The organism is Streptomyces sp. NPDC051740, from assembly GCF_044453165.1.
Classification (GTDB): domain Bacteria; phylum Actinomycetota; class Actinomycetes; order Streptomycetales; family Streptomycetaceae; genus Streptomyces; species Streptomyces atrovirens.
Genome location: NZ_JBITCL010000010.1, coordinates 185,402 through 204,162, shown reverse-complemented (window position 1 = coordinate 204,162; position 18,761 = coordinate 185,402). Strand labels below are relative to the sequence as shown.

General features: G+C 73.2%; 14 protein-coding genes. 8 read left to right on the top strand and 6 right to left on the bottom strand.

The features are described from left to right. Positions 1-205: 205 nt before the first annotated feature. Genes ACIA6T_RS19080 through ACIA6T_RS19060 form a run of 5 tightly spaced genes read right to left on the bottom strand, consistent with a single transcriptional unit; the run spans position 206 to position 7,614 of the window. Complete coding sequence (locus ACIA6T_RS19080) at positions 206-3,106, bottom strand: hypothetical protein (RefSeq protein ID WP_399447642.1); 2,901 nt, start codon at positions 3,104-3,106, stop codon at positions 206-208. Beyond that, positions 3,103-4,227 (bottom strand): AAA family ATPase, encoded by a 1,125-nt coding sequence (locus ACIA6T_RS19075; RefSeq protein ID WP_399447641.1) that lies wholly within the window; start codon positions 4,225-4,227, stop codon positions 3,103-3,105. Before ACIA6T_RS19075 ends, ACIA6T_RS19080 begins: the two co-directional genes overlap by 4 nt. Positions 4,228-4,280: 53 nt before the next feature. Continuing rightward, positions 4,281-5,705 (bottom strand): VWA domain-containing protein, encoded by a 1,425-nt coding sequence (locus ACIA6T_RS19070; protein ID WP_399447640.1) that lies wholly within the window; start codon positions 5,703-5,705, stop codon positions 4,281-4,283. Then, complete coding sequence (locus ACIA6T_RS19065) at positions 5,702-7,096, bottom strand: hypothetical protein (protein WP_399447639.1); 1,395 nt, start codon at positions 7,094-7,096, stop codon at positions 5,702-5,704. Before ACIA6T_RS19065 ends, ACIA6T_RS19070 begins: the two co-directional genes overlap by 4 nt. Beyond that, positions 7,096-7,614, bottom strand: a complete 519-nt coding sequence (locus ACIA6T_RS19060) for a hypothetical protein (protein ID WP_399447638.1) — start codon at positions 7,612-7,614, stop codon at positions 7,096-7,098. Before ACIA6T_RS19060 ends, ACIA6T_RS19065 begins: the two co-directional genes overlap by 1 nt. A 239-nt stretch (positions 7,615-7,853) precedes the next feature. Between ACIA6T_RS19060 and ACIA6T_RS19055 the strand changes: the two genes are divergently transcribed. The 6 genes from ACIA6T_RS19055 to ACIA6T_RS19030 all read left to right on the top strand — a co-directional run bounded on the left by ACIA6T_RS19055 (position 7,854) and on the right by ACIA6T_RS19030 (position 15,586). Continuing rightward, positions 7,854-8,357: a hypothetical protein gene (locus ACIA6T_RS19055; RefSeq protein ID WP_399447637.1), complete on the top strand. Its 504-nt coding sequence runs from the start codon at positions 7,854-7,856 to the stop codon at positions 8,355-8,357. Beyond that, on the top strand, positions 8,354-12,790 hold the full coding sequence (locus ACIA6T_RS19050; protein WP_399447636.1) for a caspase family protein: 4,437 nt from the start codon (positions 8,354-8,356) through the stop codon (positions 12,788-12,790). The genes ACIA6T_RS19055 and ACIA6T_RS19050 overlap by 4 nt, the downstream gene beginning before the upstream one ends. A 67-nt stretch (positions 12,791-12,857) precedes the next feature. Next, a complete protein-coding gene (locus ACIA6T_RS19045; RefSeq protein WP_399447635.1) occupies positions 12,858-14,516 on the top strand; it encodes an N-6 DNA methylase in 1,659 nt (552 codons plus the stop codon). Positions 14,517-14,622: 106 nt separating this feature from the next. Next, positions 14,623-15,021 (top strand): hypothetical protein, encoded by a 399-nt coding sequence (locus ACIA6T_RS19040; RefSeq protein WP_399447634.1) that lies wholly within the window; start codon positions 14,623-14,625, stop codon positions 15,019-15,021. Positions 15,022-15,120: 99 nt separating this feature from the next. Further along, complete coding sequence (locus ACIA6T_RS19035) at positions 15,121-15,270, top strand: hypothetical protein (RefSeq protein WP_399447633.1); 150 nt, start codon at positions 15,121-15,123, stop codon at positions 15,268-15,270. Between the two features lie 76 nt (positions 15,271-15,346). Continuing rightward, positions 15,347-15,586, top strand: a complete 240-nt coding sequence (locus tag ACIA6T_RS19030; protein ID WP_399447632.1) for a hypothetical protein — start codon at positions 15,347-15,349, stop codon at positions 15,584-15,586. A 67-nt stretch (positions 15,587-15,653) separates the two neighbouring features. Here the strand turns inward: ACIA6T_RS19030 and ACIA6T_RS19025 are convergent, their stop codons facing one another. Then, positions 15,654-16,376 carry a TioE family transcriptional regulator gene (locus ACIA6T_RS19025; RefSeq protein WP_399447631.1) on the bottom strand — a complete coding sequence of 241 codons (723 nt, stop codon included), beginning with the start codon at positions 16,374-16,376 and terminating at the stop codon, positions 15,654-15,656. A 58-nt stretch (positions 16,377-16,434) separates the two neighbouring features. Here ACIA6T_RS19025 and ACIA6T_RS19020 point away from each other — a divergent pair, with 58 nt between their 5' ends. After that, positions 16,435-17,640, top strand: a complete 1,206-nt coding sequence (locus ACIA6T_RS19020) for an erythromycin esterase family protein (protein WP_399447630.1) — start codon at positions 16,435-16,437, stop codon at positions 17,638-17,640. A gap of 142 nt (positions 17,641-17,782) precedes the next feature. Next, positions 17,783-18,202: a hypothetical protein gene (locus ACIA6T_RS19015; protein ID WP_399447629.1), complete on the top strand. Its 420-nt coding sequence runs from the start codon at positions 17,783-17,785 to the stop codon at positions 18,200-18,202. Positions 18,203-18,761 lie beyond the last annotated feature (559 nt).

The window sequence follows — 18,761 nt, the reverse complement described above, 5'->3', positions numbered from 1 at the left end:
CCGACAGTGGGGGACGATCCTCAGGCAGGGGGTGCCGGAGGGCCGGCCCCTCTGCCGGCCTGTCACGGCTGAGGGGCCGGCCGCCGAACCGGAGGCGACCGTCCTGACCGACGAGAGCCGGCGAGGAGCCGATGAGAAGGTGAGGCCGAGCCCGGGGTCCAGGACCCGGCCTGCGCCGTGGGGGCCCAGGACCCGGCCTGCGCCGTCATACGCGCGCGAGCAGCGACTCCAGGGCCTCCGATGTGGCTGGATGGCGCGTCGTGAGCGCGGCGCCCGCCGGGGACGGACCGGCGGTCCGTGCCCAAGCACCGTCGCAGCCCAGCAGTTCCGCGACCGCGTCGCACGTCGCCGGGTGCTCGGCCAGCAGCCCCACGCCCGCCGGGGCCGGGACGCCGGACGGCGCCCACCCCTCCGTGCAGCCCAGCAGCCCCGCGACCGCGTCGCACGTCGCCGGGTGTGCCGTGAGCAGTGCCGCGCCGTGGCGGACAGTGGCCGCGGGCTTGGCGGCGAACGGGTCCGTCTCCGGCATCCGCCACGGCGGCACCCACGCGTCCAGTTCCGCCAGCCGGCCCGGGAAGATCCGCCCGGCCTCGCGGACCATCAGCGGGGCGAGGTCCGCCGCGCCGGAGCGCAGGGTGGTGATCAACAGCGGCAGCCACGGCAGCAGCACCGTGTCCGGCAGCCGCCCGAACGCGTTCGACACCGCTTCCACGACCACGTCCGCCAGCCCCGGCACGGGCTCCAGCGCGTGCACGAAACCGCTGAGGTAGCGCGGGTAGGCGGGCACCACCAGCGGGTTGTCCAGCAGCTCGTCGCACCGCGCCCGCAGCTCGGCCCGGGACAGGGTGCCCAGCTGCACCTGCGCCGCCCACAGCAGCGCCGTCTTCGACGGGTCGTCGGGGTGCGACTGGGCGACCGCGAGCTCCAGCTGGTTCCGGTCGCAGCCCAGCGACAGCGCGAGGCTCTCCATGGAGAACAGGAAGCCGAGCATCGCCGCGACCTGCCCCACCGTCGCGTCCTCGTCCCGGAACGCCGTCGGCAGCAGCGTGCAGTAGTGGGCGTAGCCGGTCTTGACGAACGACTCGATCCACGCCGGCAGCACCGGCTCACTGGTGCGGTAGTACGCCAGCAGCGCACGCACCCGGCGCAGTACCTCCGGCGCCCCGTCGACACCGCGCTCGGCGGCGAGCACCTTCAGCGCGTGCGTGCCGAGCTCGTCGGCGAGCCGGCGGCCGCCCAGGTACAGGAGCGTGTCCTCGACGGCCGCCAGCACGGTCGCCGTGGTCGCCCGCGGCCCGTACGCGTCGCGCCGCAGCCGCTGTTCAAGGACCTGCTCCAGGCTGACACCCTCGTAGCCCAGCTCGATCAGAGCCCGCTGGTGTGTCCCGAGCGCCAGGTCCCACGACTCCTGGATCGACCGCTCACCGAGCCGCCGCTCACCCATGATCGGCCGTGCCGCGCCCTGCGGCAGCAGGCGCCGCAGCATCCACAGCACGTCGGAACACGCCCGCAGTTCCGGCCGGGAGGCCATGTCGAGCAGCGCCCGGCGCACCCCGCGCTGCTCGAGCCTCAGCTCCAGCGGTGCGAGCCGGTCGTACACGTCACGGGCGAGCGGCGGCAGCGAGTCGTACCCGACCTGGCCGATCCGGTCGCCGCCCATCATGATCTCGACGAGGCGCCGCACGTCCCGCCGCCCCGGGACGCCGTCCTTCTCGATGCAGGTGACCGCCGCGTCCTGGAAGTCGTACGGCGTCGGCTTGGCCCGGTCCCGCATGCCGGCGAGCAGGATCGACGTCTCGAAGACGGCGATGGCGTCGGCGGTGGAGGCGAGATAGCCGTTGCGCCGGGCCGCGCGCACGATCTCCACCGACCAGCCGAGCAGCTCGGCCTCGTCGAGCCCGTCGAGCACGGGCGGCCTGCGCAGGAAGCCCGACAGCTTGTCCGCGGCGGCCTCGGACGGTGGAGCGGGGACGACGGCCGCCTTCTCGGCCGCGGACTTCCTCTTCCCGGCCTGGCCCTCCAGCACGTACGGCTTCACCCGGGTCCGCTTCAGGCCCTTCGCCCACTCCGTCGCCGCGATCGACACCGAGCCCGCGGCGAGGCCGAACTGCGCCTCGATCGCCGCGTGGCTGGACGGGATCAGCCCGTACTGCCAGGTGGTGGCGGTACGCGGGGAGACGGTGAACGTGTCCGAGCTGCCGTGCACGCCGAACTCCTCGACGCGGCTGGCCGCGTGGAACGCCCCGCACACGTACAGGCAGTCCTCCGGGTCCGTGCCGCTCGCCGCCAGGTGCTCGCGCATCCGGGTCCACATGTACCGCTCGCGGTCCTCGTCCACCCGGAGCCGGGACCCCTCTCCGGGGGCGAGCCGCCGGAACAGGCTGCCGATGAGGAACATCACCTGGCGGTAGGTGTCGTGGTCGCTGTCCCCGAGCGGGACCTCGACGTACTGGTGCCACCACTCCGACCAGTGCCGCACCCTGCCGTGGCGCAGCAGGTGCTCCTCCAGCTCGGCGAAGCGCGGCCGCAGGTCGCCGATCTCGACGCCGACGGCCTCACCGTGCAGCGCGGCCTCCGTCTCCTGCGGTGTCCCGGTCTCCTCCTGGGCCTGCTCGTCACCCCTTCTGTCCCACTGGAAGACGTGGTCCGAGGAGCGGTCGACGAGCACCAGCTCGACGCCCGGCGTGTCCAGGGCGTACGCGATCGCCTGGTACTCGGCGGACGCCTCCGTGACCGGTGCCACCACCGACAGCGGGGCCCAGTCGGCCGGGAAGCCGTCGACGTCGCCGGCGAACGCCTGCACCGCCACCGGCAGCCGGCAGTTGCGCAGCTCGGTCAGGAGCGGCGCCATGTCCTCGCACAGCTCCAGGTACACCACCTTGGGCTGCTTCTCGCGCAGCCGGCGGGCCATGGCGAGCGCCGAGGCGGGGGAGTGGTGACAGACGGGGAAGATCTCCAGCGGCTCGCGCACCGCCCGGTCGACGTCGTCGACCATGCCGAGGAGGATGCCCTCCAGGGCGTCCGGGCCGCCCGCGAACTCGGCTGCGGCTTCCTGCAGTTGTCCGCGCAGCGCGGCGAACGACGTGCTCTCGTGGGACCCGCTCATGACAGGGTGGCGATCGCGTCGCGGCCGCCCTCGAGGAACTCGGGCCAGGAGCCGCCCTCTTCCTTGCTGCGCGGCTCGACGACACCGTGCAGGTACTTGTTGAGGATGGCCAGGTCCTCGGGCTCGCGCCGGGTGAGCGAACCGACCAGCGAGGAGGCGAGGGCGCGGGCGGTCAGGGTGCGCTCGCCGAAGAAGTTGCCGTGCAGGACGGCGTCCTCCAGCACACCGATCTGCTCGGCCGTCGACAGCGCGGACTCCAGCTTCTCGTCGTCGCTGCCGGCCGCGGCGGCGGACGCCCGCAGGTCGGCGAAGCTCTGCAGCAGCACGTCCAGCAGGGTCGGCGGCACGTCCAGGTCGATCGAGTGCCGGCGCAGCAGCTCCTCGGTGCGGAAGCGGACGATCTCCGCCTCGCTCTTCCTGTTCGTCACGACCGGGATGCGGACGAAGTTGAAGCGCCGCTTCAGCGCGGACGACAGGTCGTTGACGCCCCGGTCGCGGCTGTTGGCCGTGGCGATGATCGAGAAGCCGGGCTTGGCGAAGACGATGTTGTCGTCACCGCCGCCGCTCTCCAGCTCGGGAACCGAGATGTACTTCTCGGAGAGGATCGAGATCAGCGCGTCCTGGACGTCGCTCGTGGAACGGGTCAGCTCCTCGAAACGGCCGATGGCGCCCGCCTCCATCGCGGTCATGATCGGCGAGGGGATCATCGACTCCCGCGACTGGCCCTTGGCGATGACCATCGACACGTTCCACGAGTACTTGATGTGGTCCTCGGTGGTGCCGGCCGTGCCCTGCACCACCAGCGTGGAGTTGCGGCTGATCGCCGCGGACAGCAGCTCCGCCAGCCAGCTCTTGCCCGTGCCGGGGTCACCGATGAGCAGCAGACCGCGGTCGGAGGCGAGCGTGACGATCGACCGCTCCACGAAGCTGCGGTCGCCGAACCACTTCTGCGACACCTCCCGGTCCAGGCCGTCGGCACGCTCGGAGCCGAGGATGAACAGACGGACCATCTTCGGGGACAGGCGCCACGAGAACGGCTTGGGGTTGTCGTCGATCGACTCCAGCCAGTCGAGCTCCTCGGCGTACTTGATCTCGGCGGGGGCGCGCAGCAGGTCGGACATGAGGGGAAGGCCTTTCCGTACGGGGTTGATCACGGCGAGGGTGCGTCCGGTGATCAGGTGAGGAACGTCTTGAGTTCGTGCACGAGCTTCTTGATGTGGCCGGAGATCACCGGCGTACCGAGGTCCTTGAACTTCTCCCGGAACCAGGGGTTGACGCTGCCGCGCCCGGAGCTGGTCACCGAACCCACCGGGATGAACTTCGCCCCCGAGCGGTGAACGGCGGCCATGCTCTCGAACAGCTCGTCGGTGCGCCATTCGTAGAAGTCGGAGATCCACACCACGACGGTGTTGCGCGGCTCGGCGATCTTCGGCTGGGCGAGCGCCATGGCGACGGTGCCGTCGGTGCCGCCGCCGAGCTTGGTCCGCAGCAGCGTCTCGAACGGGTCGTGCGCCCAGGGCGTGAGGTCCAGCGCCTGTGTGTCGTACGCGATCAGGTGGACGTCCACCTTCGGCAGCCCGGCGAAGATGGACGCCAGGATGGTGCAGTTGACCATCGAGTCGACCATCGAACCCGACTGGTCCACGACCACGATCAGCCGCTGGGGCGTCGTCTTGCGGCTGGTGTGCCGGTAGTAGAGCCGGTCGACGTAGAGCCGCTCCTCCTCCGGGTCCCAGTTGGTGAGGTTCTTCCAGATGGTGCGGTCGAGATCGAGGTTGCGGTAGACACGCTTGGGCGGGACGGACCGGTCGAGTTCACCGACCGTGGCCTTCTCCACCTGGGTGCGCAGCACCTCGGTGACCTCGTCGACGTAACGCCGGATCAGCGCCTTGGCGTTGGCGAGGGCGACACCGGAGAGGTTGTCCTTGTCGCGCAGCAACTGCTCGATCAGGGACATGCTCGGCGTCAGCCGGGAGGCCAGCGCGGAGTCGGCCAGCACCTCCCGCAGCCGCATGCGCTTGACGAGACCGGCCTCGATGGAGCCCAGCTCCGGCCCGATCCCGGGGATGAGCCGGCTGAGGTCGGGCGTCGGGCCGCCGAAGCCGGTGCCGGTCGGGCTGACGCCCTGCCCGCCTCCCGCGCGGTCGACACCGCCGCGTCCGCCGCGCAGCTCGCCGGGCCCGCAGCCCAGCGCCCGCTCCAGCCAGCCCGCGTCGGACTGCCAGCGCGCCAGCTGCTCGGCGGTGACGGTGCCGGAGCCGGAGGCGAAGACATTCAGCAGCACCTTCGACGCGAGTGCCGCGCGCCGCACCTCGGCGGCCCGGTCACGCGCGCCGTCCTCGTCCGGCTCGGGCGTCATCAGCCCGTCGAACTCGGCGGCCAGCTCCGGGTGCCGCTGCACCACGGAGTCGACGGACGCCTGTGGGTCCAGCAGCGCGGACGGCAGGCCGACGTCCTCGACCACGGCCAGGCTCGCCGACTCCAGGGACGCCTGCTCCTCGGGATCGAAGAGGCGGGCCAGCAGACGCCAGTACAGCACCTGCCGCCGGTTCTCGTCCGGATCGGGCGCCGGGGCGCCTCCAACGGTCTGCTCGCTCATTTCCGCAGCAGCTTTCCGGCGCGCTCGCGCAGTACCTTCACGGCATCGGTGGCGGCCTTCTCGGCACGCACACCGGCCTTGTCGGTCGTACCCCCGGCCCAGGCCCCGGCGTGCACGGCGACGCTCTTCTTCCGCACCGTCCTCTCCACGGCGAGCGGCTGGAGCAGGAACTCCCCGGCGTCCCACCGCAGCAGCCCGACACACGCACCGGACGAGGCGACGACCTCGGGGGTGAGCGGACCGGCGGCCGGAACCCGGTCGGTGTCGACGGCGAGCCGCTGCCCGGCGACCTGGAACGCCACCCCGTCCCCGTCCTCCTCCACGGCGTACCCCTCCAGCAGGACGGGCACGGCGATCCGGGCCGGATGCCGGTCGAGCGGAGCGGTCGCGAAGGCCGCGGCGGCGGGCAGCGCCACCCGCGCGGTGGCGAAGACCTCGGCGGGCTCGCCCGTACGGGCCCGTGCGTCGTCCCAGATCAGATCGCCCTCACCGGTGACGGGCATCGCGTCGAGCTCCATGGCACGCCCCTCGCTCACGGCGGCCAGCAGGGACAGGTGCGGCCGGAGCAGCTGCCACAGCCCCGCCCCGACGACGGTGTCGGGCTTCGGCGCGGACACCGAGGCCCGCACCAGCCGCGGCGTGCCGCCGTCCGCCGGCTCGAACACCGCGTGCACCTGCGCCTGTACGGCGGTGGCGTGCTCCTGCACGTCGACACCGAGCGGCAGCAGACGACCGGTCGCCCCGCCGACCGCGGGGGCGGACGCCGCGCCGGGCAGGGTCAGCAGCATGGCGCGTGACCACAGGTCGGCCCACCGTCGTACGGGAACGTGCTCCAGCGTCGCGCCGGGGCAGGACGCGGCGAGTTCGGCGGCGAAGCCGTCGAGCAGCGTGGCCAGGCGGCGCAGTGCCGGGTCGGGCAGCATGGCGGACACGACGGGCGCGGCACCGGCGATCGTCTCCTGGTCGATACCGCGCCAGCCTGCCCGCGCGAGATCGCACAGCCAGCTCCGGGCGGCGGCACACAGGTTGACCGCGTGCTCCTCCCCACCGGCCGCGGCCGTGCCGCTCTCCCCGTCCCGCGCCCGCCCGACGGCCTCCTCGACCCGCGCGACGAGCGCGTCGTGCACGGAGCCGAGCAGCGCGGCGCGCGCGGCGGCGAGTGCGACGAAGTGGTCCTCGCCGGCGGCCCCGGCGGCCGTCTTCTCGGCCGCTTCGGCGACCCGCCCGGCCAGCGGTGACCCGGCGACGGCCTCGGCGAGAGCGGCCAGCCCCACGGCCTGAGCGGGACCCGGACGCAGCAGACCGGCGACGAGAACCTCGTCGAACCCGTCCACGGCCGCGAGGGCCTCGTCGAGCCCGTCGACGGTGTCGTTCAGCAGATCGGCACGCATCACGCCACCGCCCTCGTCGTCGGGAACCACTGCATCTCGGGCAACGGAGCGGTGGTCGGCTCGAATTCGAGATAGGCCAGGTGCCGCAGGAACCGGCTGAACACCTGCGCCGCCGCCGAACTGTCGGCGTTCACGGGCCGCGTGGCGGTCATCGCGTCGGTGACGTCGTCCCCGTCGGACGCCTCTCCGCCGACCTCGACCTTCAAGTACCGGGTCACCCGCTCGAGGCCGTACTGCAGTACGGCCTCGAAGACGAGCGCCCGTATGTGATTGCAGAACCACCCCCGCGCCCCGCCGCAGGGCCGGTTGTTGTTGGTGCTGCACGCGAACGCGTACGTCGCCGCCTCGACGGACGACACGTACACCCGCCCGATGTCCGACCCGCTGGACACCACCCCCTGCAACCGGCCGTCGGCCAGCTCCACGAACGGCACCTTCGCGAGCTTCCGCGGCCGCGCGGGCGGCACCACCCGCGCCGTACTCGACTTCTCCCGGACCGACAACGCACCATCTCCCATGCATGCGAAAGGGGACGTCAACGCCAGAACGGCGCAACGAGATCAAGCTATCGGCAGCCACTGACAACGCCCTCGACGCGAGGGACATCAGGGAACGCCGGTGCGGACCCGGTGACTCCGCCGGGGAACACGTGCCGTGCGGGGCCCCGGTGCGGCATGCTGTCCACAGGGAGAGGTGCGGACGCCCGAGGGACGTTCCCGCTCCTTGCCCGAAGGAGACGTCCGATCCCGGGGGGACCATGCGGCTTGTCGTGACGGTGCACGACGACGAGAACGGTACGGGCGACACGGCGGGCGCCGCCGCGGAACTCAGGACGTGGCTGACGGACGTGCCCCGGCTCAGGGGACGCGTCGACCGCGCCGAGCGGGACGACCGCGTCGGACGGGACGAGCGCGTCGGACGGGACGAGCGCGTCGGACGGGACGGCGGCGCCCCGGCGCGGACGATGGGGCCGGCCGTCGACGCGCTGGTGGCGGTCCTGGAGCCCGGCGGCGTCGCCGCGGTCTTCGCGGGAGCGCTGGTGGCGTGGCTGCAGACCCGCCGCAGCAGCCACACGATCAGCGTGACCCGGCCCGACGGCACCCGGATCACCCTGTCCTCCCGCCAGGCCCGCGCGCTGAGCCCGCAGGAGGCGGCCGACCTGGCCGAACGCCTGGCGCGCCCGCCGGCGGACGGGGCCCGGCAGGACGACGGCGACGGAGACACGCAGGACGGCGACCCGTCGGACTCCCGCACGACATGACGGCCGGCGGTCTCGCCGCTCCCGGCGCGCGTGCGGTGCTGTGCGGCACCGGGAGCCACGTCCGCGGGTCGGAACTGCCCGACCTGCCCTCGGTCGACACGACGCTCGACGACCTGCGGCGCACCCTGATCGACGTGTGCGGCATGGACCCCGGGCACGTCGTGCGCGTCCCGGCCCACGCCGGGGCCGCCGAGGTGGTCGACGCGGTCGAGGAGGCGTCGGCCACCGCCGGCGGACCCGTTCTCTTCTACTACGTCGGACACGGACTGCTGGGCCCGCGCGACGACCTGTACCTCGCCACCCGGGACAGCCGGTCCGCCCGGCACATCGCACGGTCCGTCTCCTACCGGACCGTCCGCGACCTGCTGGGCGCCGGAGGCAACGGCAGCCTCGTCGTCCTCGACTGCTGCTTCTCCGGCCGTGGCGGCACACCGCCGTCCGAGGGCGGAGCACGCCGGGCCTTCGCCTCCGCCGCACCCCGCGGCAGCTTCCTGCTCTCGTCGGCCTCGCACTACGCGCTCTCCTTCGCCCCCGAGGGCGAACCGCACACCCTGTTCACCGGCCGGCTGCTCGGACTGCTCAACGAGGGAGACCCGGCCGGACCGCCCCTGCTGAACGCCGACCGGCTGCACGCCGCGCTCGACGAGGCCTTCGCCGACGACGCGCGGGTCGATCCGGCCCGGCGGAGCGAGGGCACGCTGGGCTCCCTGGTCCTCGCCCGCAACCGCGCCTACCCGCCGCACCCCACCGGAGCGGGGACGGCCGAGCGGCCCGCCGACCTGCCGTGCCCCTACCCGGGGCTGGAGCCGTACCGGGCGGAGGACAGCGCCCACTTCTTCGGGCGTGAGGAACTCACCGACCGGCTGATCGAACTGGTCGAGGAGATACCGGACGGCGGCCAGGCCGTGCTGGTGGGCGCCTCCGGCGCGGGCAAGTCGTCGCTGCTGCGCGCCGGCCTGCTCGCCGGACTGGAGGCCCGTACGGCCTCACCAGGGCCCGCACTGCTGCTGCCCGCCCCCGGACCGCACCCCTTCCGCACCCTGGCCGAGGCATGGGCGGGAGCCACCGGACGGGACACGGACGAGGTGCGGGCGGAGCTGGAACGCGGTCGCTTCCCCGCCCCGGCGCACGGACGGCCCGTCTGCCGGCTGCTGGTGGTGGACCAGTTCGAGGAGATCTTCACCCGGTGCGACGTTCCCGACGAGCGCGCCGCGTTCGTCTCCCTGCTCACCGGGGACGGACCCGGCCCGAGACCCCGGATCGTCCTCGGTCTGCGGGCGGACCACTATGGAAGCTGCCTGGAGCATCCGGGACTCGAACGCGCGCTGGCACGGGCCCAGTTCACCGTGCCGCCGCTGCACGAACGGGAGTTGCGCGCCACCGTGGAGCGCCCGGCGGCAGCCGTCGGGATGACCGTCGAACCGGGCCTGACGGACCTGCTGCTGCACGACCTCCGCGCGGGCCGCTCCGCGAACGACACGGCGACGGCGCTGCCGTTCCTGGCCCACGCGCTGCGGGAGACATGGCGCGGGCGCAGCGGAGCCGTGCTCACCCTCGCCGGGTACCGGGCGACGGGAGGCATCTGGCAGTCGGTCGCCACCGCGACCCGGCGCGTCTACGAGTCCCTGGACGACGACGGGCGGACGATGATGCGCCGGCTGCTGCTGTGCCTGGTCCACCTCCCCCCGGACGGCGGAGCCGCCGTCCTGCGCCACCGCGTCCCGCTCGGTGCGCTGCCATCCGGGTCGGACGCGATCCGTGACCGGCTCGCCGGAGAACGGCTGCTGACGGTGGACCAGGACACGGCGCAGATCGCTCACGAGGCGCTGCTCCGGGCCTGGCCCCTGCTGCGCGAGTGGATCCAGGAGGACGCCGCCGTCCTGCTGCTGCGCCAGCAACTGGGCGCCGCCGCCGGGGAATGGGAGGCCGCGGGCCGTGACGCCGCCTTCCTCTACCGGGGGAGCCGGCTCCAGGCGGCGGCCGAACTCGACGACCAGGACGAACTGTCCGTAACGGAGCGTGAGTTCCTCGCGGCCGGACAGGCGGCGGCCACGAGCGAACTGCGCCGGGAGCGGCGCCGGACCACACTGCTGAAGCGAGCCCTGGCCGCCGTGGCCGTCGCACTGTGCCTCGTCCTCGTCGCCGCCGCCGTCGCGGTCCGTCAGCAACGCTCCGCTGAACGGCAGCAACGCATCGCCGTCGCACGGGCGTTGCTGGCCGAGGCCAACGAGGTCGGCACCTCCGACCCACGTGCCGCCCTGCGGCTGGGGCTCGCCGCGTACGCCCTGCGCCCCAGTGCTGAGGCCCGCCGGTCGCTCTTCGACACCCTGGCAGGCAGCGCGTTCCGCGGGGTGTCCGAGGTGCCCGCGACGACCGATCCCGTACTCGCTCCCGGCGGAGGGATGCTGGCGGCGAGGGACGAGGACGAGGGCGGGCTGACGGTCTGGGACGCCGGTCGTGATCCCGTTCCCCGCGCTCCGCTGGCACGGCCGGTCTGTCCCTGGCCGGAGTACGACACGGAGGACTCCGTGACGTTCGGCGGCCCCGGTGGCCGCATGCTCGCAGCCGTGTGCGGGGACGGCGAGGTGCGCCTGTGGAACCTCGCCCCGAAGGACGGCGGCGCCCGACCCCTGGCCACGCTTCGCGCGCAGGGGGTCGAGGCCGCCACCGCCGGGCCGACCGCGCTCGCCCTGAGCCCGGACGGAAGGACGCTGGCGGCCATCGGCTGGTCCCCGTACGTCGCCCACGGCGCGGTCGTCCTGTGGGACGTGAGCGATCCGCGCACCCCGCGACAGCTCCCCTTCACGAAGGCCACCTGGCCGCCCGACGGTTCGATGCAAGGCGACCGCGCGGCGTTCAGCCCGGACGGCCGTCTGCTGGCCACCGCCGACACCTATGGCGACGTACGGCTGTGGGACGTATCGGATCCGCGCGGCCCCCGCCCCCGCGGCACGGTGGAGGGCGGCGGCGGGGCGCTGGCGTTCCGCCCGGACGGTGAACTGCTGGCGGTGGGCCACGAACGCGTGGTCGCCCTGGTCGACATCCGCGACCCCGGCTCCCCGAAGGTCCTCGGCGAACGCACGGCCCACAGCGACCTCGTCAGGTCCCTCGACTTCTCCCCGGGCGGCCGCAAGCTGGCCAGCGGCGGCTGGGACAAGAGCGTCGCGTTGTGGGACGTGACCGCCCCCCGGGACATCACTCAAGAGGCCCGCCTGTACGGGCACTCGGGGTTCGTTGGCGCGGCGAGGTACGGCGCGGACGGCCGGTCGGTGGTGTCGGTGAGCCACGGCGAGGTCATCCACCGTGACCTGTCGGACGTCCCCCTGCCGCACGTCCTCGACGTGCTGCCGGACGGCGACGAACTGGCGCTGGCGGCGGACGGCACCACCCTGGCCGTCGCCCGGGGCGCCCGGATCGCCTTGTGGGACCTCTCCGACCCGTCCGAGCCACGGCGGCTGGCCAGGGTCGACAACCCCGTGGAGGACCGCTACGACGCCGTCGGCGGCGGAACCGCCATCGGCACCGGCGACGTCCTCGCCGACCTCGACTTCAGCTCCGACGGCCGTCTCCTCGCGGCCATGAACCACGATCGCAAGGTCACCCTCTGGGACGTCTCCGACCCCGCCCACCCACGCGTCGCCGGCACGTTGAGCGGCGCCCACCAGGGCGCGGTGAACCCCACGCTCGACTTCGCCCCCGGCCGGCCTCTCCTCGCCGTCAACGACCTGAAGAGCGTGGCGGTCTGGGACGTCTCCGACCCCGCCCGGCCCGCATTGGCCGCCTCCACCACGCCCACGTTTCACCAGGACGTCCTCTTCGCCCCGGACAGCCGCCGACTCCTGCTGGTGGGAACGGGGTTGAGCCTCTGGGACCTGAACACCGACAGGACCACCTCCCTGTCGGCCCCCCGCTACGGAGGCGCTGCGAGAGCGGCGTTCTCCCCGCACGGCGACGTGGTGGCGGCCGTCGCCACGGTGTCCTCGTCCGACGAGTCCGAGGTCGGTGTGGACCTCTGGCACGCCGCAGAGGACGGCGGGGGAAAGACGCTCGGCACGACCGAGCCCGTGGACATGGGCCAGGCGTACTTCACCCACCTGGCCTTCGACCCCGACGGCAGCCTCCTGGCCGGCGCGGGGGAGGACGGCGTCGTACGCCTCTGGAGCGTCGCCGACCCTGAACAGCCGTACCTGGCCTACACGTTCAGCGGTCACAAGGAAGCCGTCGACGAGGTGGTCCTGGCCGGGCGTACCATGATCACGACGAGTGCCGGCGTCGCTTACGTCATCGACCTGGGCGCCTACCCTGAGCTGGCCGCCGACACCCTCGGCATGGCGTGCAGGGCCACGGGCGGTGGCTTCACCCGCGAGGACTGGGAGAAGCGGGTGCCGGAGACAGAGTTCGTGGAGACGTGCCCGGACAACTCCGACAAGTGACCGGTTGACGTCGTCAACGGCCGTCTTCCATTGAAACGTGGTCGTAGGCCTGTGTACCTTAGAGGGTATGCCACAGACCCCGGCCACACCGTCGAACCCGTCGGTCACCGGTTCCGAGATCGCCCGTATCGCGGGGGTCACCCGTGCCGCCGTGTCGAACTGGCGACGGCGGTACGACGACTTCCCGGCGCCGGTCGGAGGTGGCGCCAACAGCCCGCTCTTCGACCTGGCCGAGGTCCGGGCCTGGCTGGACAAGCAGAGCAAGGGACAGGACGTCACCGACGAGGTCCAGCTCTGGCAGGTGCTGCGGGGGGCCTATGGCGACGACATCCTCGGCGGACTCGCGGACATCGCGCACGCCCTCGCCGCCCCCGGGGAGAAGCCCCCCGCCGCGCTGCCCGACCAGGCGGTCCGGATCGCCCGCCACATGGCCGACAGCGGTTCCGCCGCGGACGTGGTGAACGGCCTCGCCGAGCGTTTCACGGAGTCCGTACGGCGAGCGGGCTCGGACCAGGTGACCTCTCCCCGAGTGGTCCGGGCCGTCCGGCACTTCGCGGGTGACGTGGCGGCCGACGCGGTGCTGTTCGACCCGGCCTGCGGAATCGGCACTCTCCTGCTCACCATCGGCGCCGAACAGGGCGCGCGACGGTACGGCCAGGAAGCGGACGCCCGTAGCGCCCGGCTCGCGCGGTCGCGCGCCGGCCTCGCCGGACTTCCCCGTACCGAGATCGAGCAGGGCGACTCCCTGCGCGCGGACCGGTGGCCCGGCCTCAAGGCCGACCTCGTCGTCTGCGATCCGCCGGTCAGCGACACCGACTGGGGGCGGGAGGACCTCCTCCTCGACCCCCGCTGGGAGCTCGGCACGCCCTCCCGCGCGGAGGGCGAACTCGCCTGGCTCCAGCACGCCTACGCGCACACCGCGCCCGGTGGCCGTCTCGTCATGGTCATGCCCGCCTCGGTGGCCTACCGCAAGGCCGGCCGCCGCATCCGGGCCGAGCTGGTCCGCCGCGGCATCCTCACCCAGGTCACCGCGCTGGCCCCCGGCACGGCCGCCGCGCACTCCCTCCCCGTGCACCTGTGGCATCTGCGCCGCCCGCGGACCCCGGACGACGCGGCCACCGCCGTACGCATGGTGGACCTCACCTCCAACGACCCGGACGACCCCCTGGAGCCGCGGCCCCAGCAGATCACCGAGGTCCCCCAGGTCGATCTGCTCGACGACCTGGTCGACCTCACCCCGAGCCGTCACGTCGAGGAGTCCCACCGCGACTACGTGACCGAGTACGACACCTTGCGCCAGGAGCTGACCGAGCAGGTGCGGCGCCTGGCCGAACTGCTCCCCGCCCTGATCGCCGGCGAAGGCGCCGGTGCCCTGGACGGCCCGAGCGTCGGCGTCGCCGACCTGATCAGGGCCGGGCTGGTCGAGTACGCGGACCCGGAACCGGTCTCGGTCAGCGACCAGCTCGACACGGACTTCCTCCAGGGCTTCCTGCACAGCGCCGCCAACAGCCGCCGCTCCACCACCGCCAGCGGTACCTTCCGGCTCGACAGCAAGGGCGCCCGCATCCCGCAGATGGACATCACCGCGCAGCGCGGCTACGGGGCCGCGTTCCACGCGCTGAGGGAGTTCGAGGAGCGGTCGCGGAGGGTGGCGGAACTCAGCCGGCAGATCGCGGCACTGGCGCGGGACGGCCTCGGCAACGGTGCCCTGAAACCCGACGCCTGACGTCTCTGTCGAAAACGTGTACGCGCATCCCCCGGGTGTCTGGCACCATGAGTCGCTGCACCGACGTGTCTTCACGCGGGTCGGGCGTCCTACCGAAGGGGATTCCATGGCGGACTGGATCTACATCCTCGATCCGCGCAGGGACACGCTGGACGGGGAACCGTCCGACAAGGAGACGATGCTCCGACTCGCCGAGGAGGAACCGGAGCTGGAGCTCTGGCTCAGCCGCCGCAACCGCATGGAACCGGGCGACCGCCTCTGGTTCTTCTTCGCCCGGCCCGAGTCGGCGGTCGCCGCGGTGGCCGAGGTCGACGCGGAACCCCGCCCGGACGACGAGGACCCCGACATCCCCTACGTGGTCCCCGTGACCCTGGTGACCGAGGCGACGAAGGCGCTGTACCGCGACCCGGTGAGCCGCGAGGAGCTGGGCCTGGGGCAGGTGCGGTCGGTCCAGAAGGTGAAACCGGAGGCCCTGCCGGTCCTGCTGGCGCGGGCGGGGCTGTAGGCGGCGCGGCGGCGCCTGTCAGGGAAGCCGGGTGACGGTACGGCCGCCCGCGGCGCGAATCCTCTCTCCCGGTCCGCGGTGCGGCGCGTCCTGCCGCTGATGACCTCCACCCCGTTCGCCACCGGCCACGACGCTCCGGGCCGCCACCTCGCCGACGTCGTCCCCGGCGGCAGCGAGGCGCCGGCCGGCTCCCACGCCGACCGCCCCGCGCGGACCGCCCGTCGGAGGAGCCGTACGACTCCGGCGTGAACGCGAGCTCTGGGACGCCCTGGAACTCCTCACCGACGGTCACCGGTAAGGAGCCGAGCGGCTCAAGTCGGTCCCCGTGTACCTGTCCTGCGGCGACGGCACCACCGGCCCCCTGGACGCACCCGGCGGCACCAGCGCCCTCGAGGCCGACTTCGACCGGCAGAACCACGCCCTCGCCGCCGAGCTGGAACGTGTGGGCGCGAAGCGCGTGACCACCCACTTCTACGGCCCGGGAACCCACACCTGGGCGTACTGGGAACGCGAACTGCACGCCTCACGGCCGATGCCGCTGGACGCCCTCGGCATCGACGGCTGAGTGCCGGTACCGGCGACGCAAGGGCGTGGACGACCCGGTGCGGGCCGGGCGTCATGTCCGACGCCGCTCATTCGCGTGCCCGGAGGTACGCCTCCAGTTCGGCGGCCCCGCTCAGCATCGCCCGTCCGCGGGCGGACAGCCGACCGTGCCAGTCGCGCAGGGCGCCCTCCAGCGGCTCCAGCCCGCCGGCCGTCCGCACCTGCGCGATCAGCGGGGCGATCTGCTCCAGCAGGTGGCCGCCGCGCCTGAGTTGGTGGACCAGCCGGGCGTCGCGCACGTCGGCCTCGTCGTAGACGCGGTAACCGGTCAGCGGGTCGCGGCGCGGGCGCACGAGCCCGGCCTCCTCCCACTTGCGCAGCGTCGCGGGCCGGATGCCGAGCTCCCCGGCCAGCGGCCCGATGAACGTACGGCGGGGGCGGGACGCCGTGGTGTCCGCGAGGGGCGAGAGGTCACGGAGGGCCCTCTCCACGGCCCGGAGTGTCTCCCGGTCGCGGAGCAGTTGGGCGTGGCTCTCGTCGATCAGGCGGAACGCCTCGTCGGCCGCGCCCTCGTTCACGGCCCGCATGACCGCCGTCGCCGTCCGGTGACCGTGGCCGGGTGCCAGGGCGAGGAACGCGCGCAGGGCCCGCGCGTGCAGCGGGGTGTAGGTCCGGTAACCGTGGGCCGTGCGGCCGGCGGCAGGGAGGATGCCGGCCTCCTCGTAGTTCCTGACCGCCTGGGTGGACAGACCGTGCCGCCGTGCCAGGTCGATCGGCCTGAGCTTCTCACCGCTTTGAAGGTTCCGCCCCATGCGACGGACGATATCGCGCCCAAGTCTCCACCGAAAGTTCAACGATACCGTTGAAGGCATGGCAACCGACATCACGGATATCACCCATGCCGTCGAGGCCGCGGCCGTCATGAAGCTGCTTCCGGCCCGCCCGCGACTCCTCGCCCTGGGCGAGCCCACCCACGGCGAGGACACGCTGCTCGGCCTGCGCAACGAGCTCTTCCGGCAGCTCGTCGAGCAGGAGGGCTACCGGACGATCGCGATCGAGAGCGACTGCGTGAGGGGCCTGGTCGTGGACGCCTACGTCACGTCGGGCACGGGCACCCTCGACGAGGTCATGGAGCGCGGATTCAGCCACGAGTGGGGAGCGTTCCCGGGCAACCGCGAACTCGTCCGCTGGATGCGGGCGTACAACGAGGACCGGCCCGCGTCCGAGCGGATCCGCTTCGCCGGCTTCGACGGCCCGCTGGAGATCACCGGAGCAGCGAGCCCCCGGCAGTCACTCACCGCACTCCACGACCACCTCGCGGCCCACGTCGACGCGGACCTGCTGCCCTGCACCGCGGAGACCCTCGACCGCCTGCTCGGCGCCGACGAGCCGTGGACGGACCAGACCGTGATGACGGACCCGTCCCGGTCCGTGGGCCGCTCGGCCGAGGCCAGGGAGCTGCGGCTGCTCGCCGACGACCTGGTGGCGCTGCTCGACACACAGACGCCGCACCTGACCACCACGACCTCGCGGGACGACCGGGACCGTGCGCGCCTGTACGGCCGTACCGCCATCGGCCTGCTGCGCTACCACTCCTGGATGGCCGACACCTCACCGGCACGCATGACGCGGCTGCTGGCCACGCGGGACGGGATGATGGCCGGCAACCTCCTCGCCCTCGCCGACCGGGGCCCGGCACTCGTCCACGCCCACAACAGCCACCTCCAGCGGGACAAGAGCACGATGCGCATGTGGGACCACCCGCTGCTGGAGTGGTGGAGCGCCGGCGCGCTCGTCGGCGCCCGGCTCGGCGAGCGGTACGCCTTCCTGGCCACGGCCCTCGGCACGATCCACCACCACGGAGTGGGCACCCCGCCCCCGGACACCCTCGAAGGACTCCTGTACGCCCTCCCGGAGGACCGCCGCCTCATCGACGCCCCCCGACTGGCCACCGCCCTCGCCGACGCGCGCCCCGCTCCCCGGGTGTCCCCGTACTTCGGCTACGCCCCGTTCGACCCGGCCCACCTGCCCCGGACCGACGGGGTCGTGTACGTCAGGGACGTCCCGCGGGGCTAGGGTCCTTGCGACAGGGGAGCCAAGGGGGAGTGACGGGCGTGCTGGTGGGTCTGGGTCTGTTCGCGGCCTGTGCCGCCGCCCTGCTCGTCATCGGCGCGGGCTTCGCGACCGAGTTCCGTGCCCGGAAGACCGCGGACGTGTCATGACGCTGCTCCCGGTCTTCGTCGGGCTCGTGGTCGGCCGGGTCGCGCTGCGCGGGCTGCTGGCGCATCCGCTGCTGCCGCTGTGGGTGCGGACCGCGGTGTTCTGGGCGGTGCCGTCCGGCGCCCTCACCTGGGTCGTGATCATGACGGCGGACGACCCCTTCCTCTTCCCGGAGACCGCCCCCTGTCCCAGGGAGCCGATGCGCAAGGGCATCCTCGGGGACGGCGAGGTCTCGGGTATCTCCACCCCGTTCCCGCCGCGCGCCTACTGCCGGTGGGAGGACGGCACCGTCTACGACCTCGCGCCCGGCGCCGAGTTCCTGTTCTGGGTCTTCCTCGCCCTGACGGCCGTACCGCTCGCGGCGGGACTGTGGCACGCCCTGCGGGACCCGGAGTCGCTCCTGCGCCGGACGCGTTGACCCGCAGCGGTGGCGGTCGGCTCCGCCGCGCGCCCTCGACCGCTCGGTTCCGCCACAGGCGGTACACGGCGGCCGGATCCTCCCACGACCGGGACAGGCGGGGGAGAGACGGAGCACCACCCGTTCCAACGGACGGCACCGGGGAACTGCGGCAGACGGAAGGCCGGAAGGCGCACGGGTGGCGCGTCCGTGCGGTACACCGCCTTCTCGACCTCGCCGTTCGCCTCCTTCGGCTTGGACGATCCGCGCAGGCCCAGGCAGTCGATCACCTGCTCGACCGGGAGGGGGTGGTACCCGTCGCCCTTCGCGCCGTCGATCTCGACGGGTACCAGGCTGCCGGCCGCCCGCAGCGGTTCGTCCCCGAAGCGTTCGATGACGCGCCGGCTGGGCACGGGAGCGCCCGGACAGCCGGAGGGGAAGTCGCCCTCGGACCAGTACCGTTCCCCCATCCATTCCGCACGGAACCGGACGGGACGGTCCTCGTCGGTCCCCAGACGCTGCCGGCGCGTGAGCCGGCGCAGATCCCAGCCGTTCAGGCCGAGCAGTCGACGATCGGCCA

Bases quoted from the DNA above. Each gene is read 5' to 3' on its own strand.
- ACIA6T_RS19080 (WP_399447642.1), bottom strand. From the start codon at position 3,106: ATGAGCGGGTCCCACGAGAGCACGTCGTTCGCCGCGCTGCGCGGACAA.
- ACIA6T_RS19075 (WP_399447641.1), bottom strand. From the start codon at position 4,227: ATGTCCGACCTGCTGCGCGCCCCCGCCGAGATCAAGTACGCCGAGGAG.
- ACIA6T_RS19070 (WP_399447640.1), bottom strand. From the start codon at position 5,705: ATGAGCGAGCAGACCGTTGGAGGCGCCCCGGCGCCCGATCCGGACGAG.
- ACIA6T_RS19065 (WP_399447639.1), bottom strand. From the start codon at position 7,096: ATGCGTGCCGATCTGCTGAACGACACCGTCGACGGGCTCGACGAGGCC.
- ACIA6T_RS19060 (WP_399447638.1), bottom strand. From the start codon at position 7,614: ATGGGAGATGGTGCGTTGTCGGTCCGGGAGAAGTCGAGTACGGCGCGG.
- ACIA6T_RS19055 (WP_399447637.1), top strand. From the start codon at position 7,854: ATGCGGCTTGTCGTGACGGTGCACGACGACGAGAACGGTACGGGCGAC.
- ACIA6T_RS19050 (WP_399447636.1), top strand. From the start codon at position 8,354: ATGACGGCCGGCGGTCTCGCCGCTCCCGGCGCGCGTGCGGTGCTGTGC.
- ACIA6T_RS19045 (WP_399447635.1), top strand. From the start codon at position 12,858: ATGCCACAGACCCCGGCCACACCGTCGAACCCGTCGGTCACCGGTTCC.
- ACIA6T_RS19040 (WP_399447634.1), top strand. From the start codon at position 14,623: ATGGCGGACTGGATCTACATCCTCGATCCGCGCAGGGACACGCTGGAC.
- ACIA6T_RS19035 (WP_399447633.1), top strand. From the start codon at position 15,121: ATGACCTCCACCCCGTTCGCCACCGGCCACGACGCTCCGGGCCGCCAC.
- ACIA6T_RS19025 (WP_399447631.1), bottom strand. From the start codon at position 16,376: ATGGGGCGGAACCTTCAAAGCGGTGAGAAGCTCAGGCCGATCGACCTG.
- ACIA6T_RS19020 (WP_399447630.1), top strand. From the start codon at position 16,435: ATGGCAACCGACATCACGGATATCACCCATGCCGTCGAGGCCGCGGCC.
- ACIA6T_RS19015 (WP_399447629.1), top strand. From the start codon at position 17,783: ATGACGCTGCTCCCGGTCTTCGTCGGGCTCGTGGTCGGCCGGGTCGCG.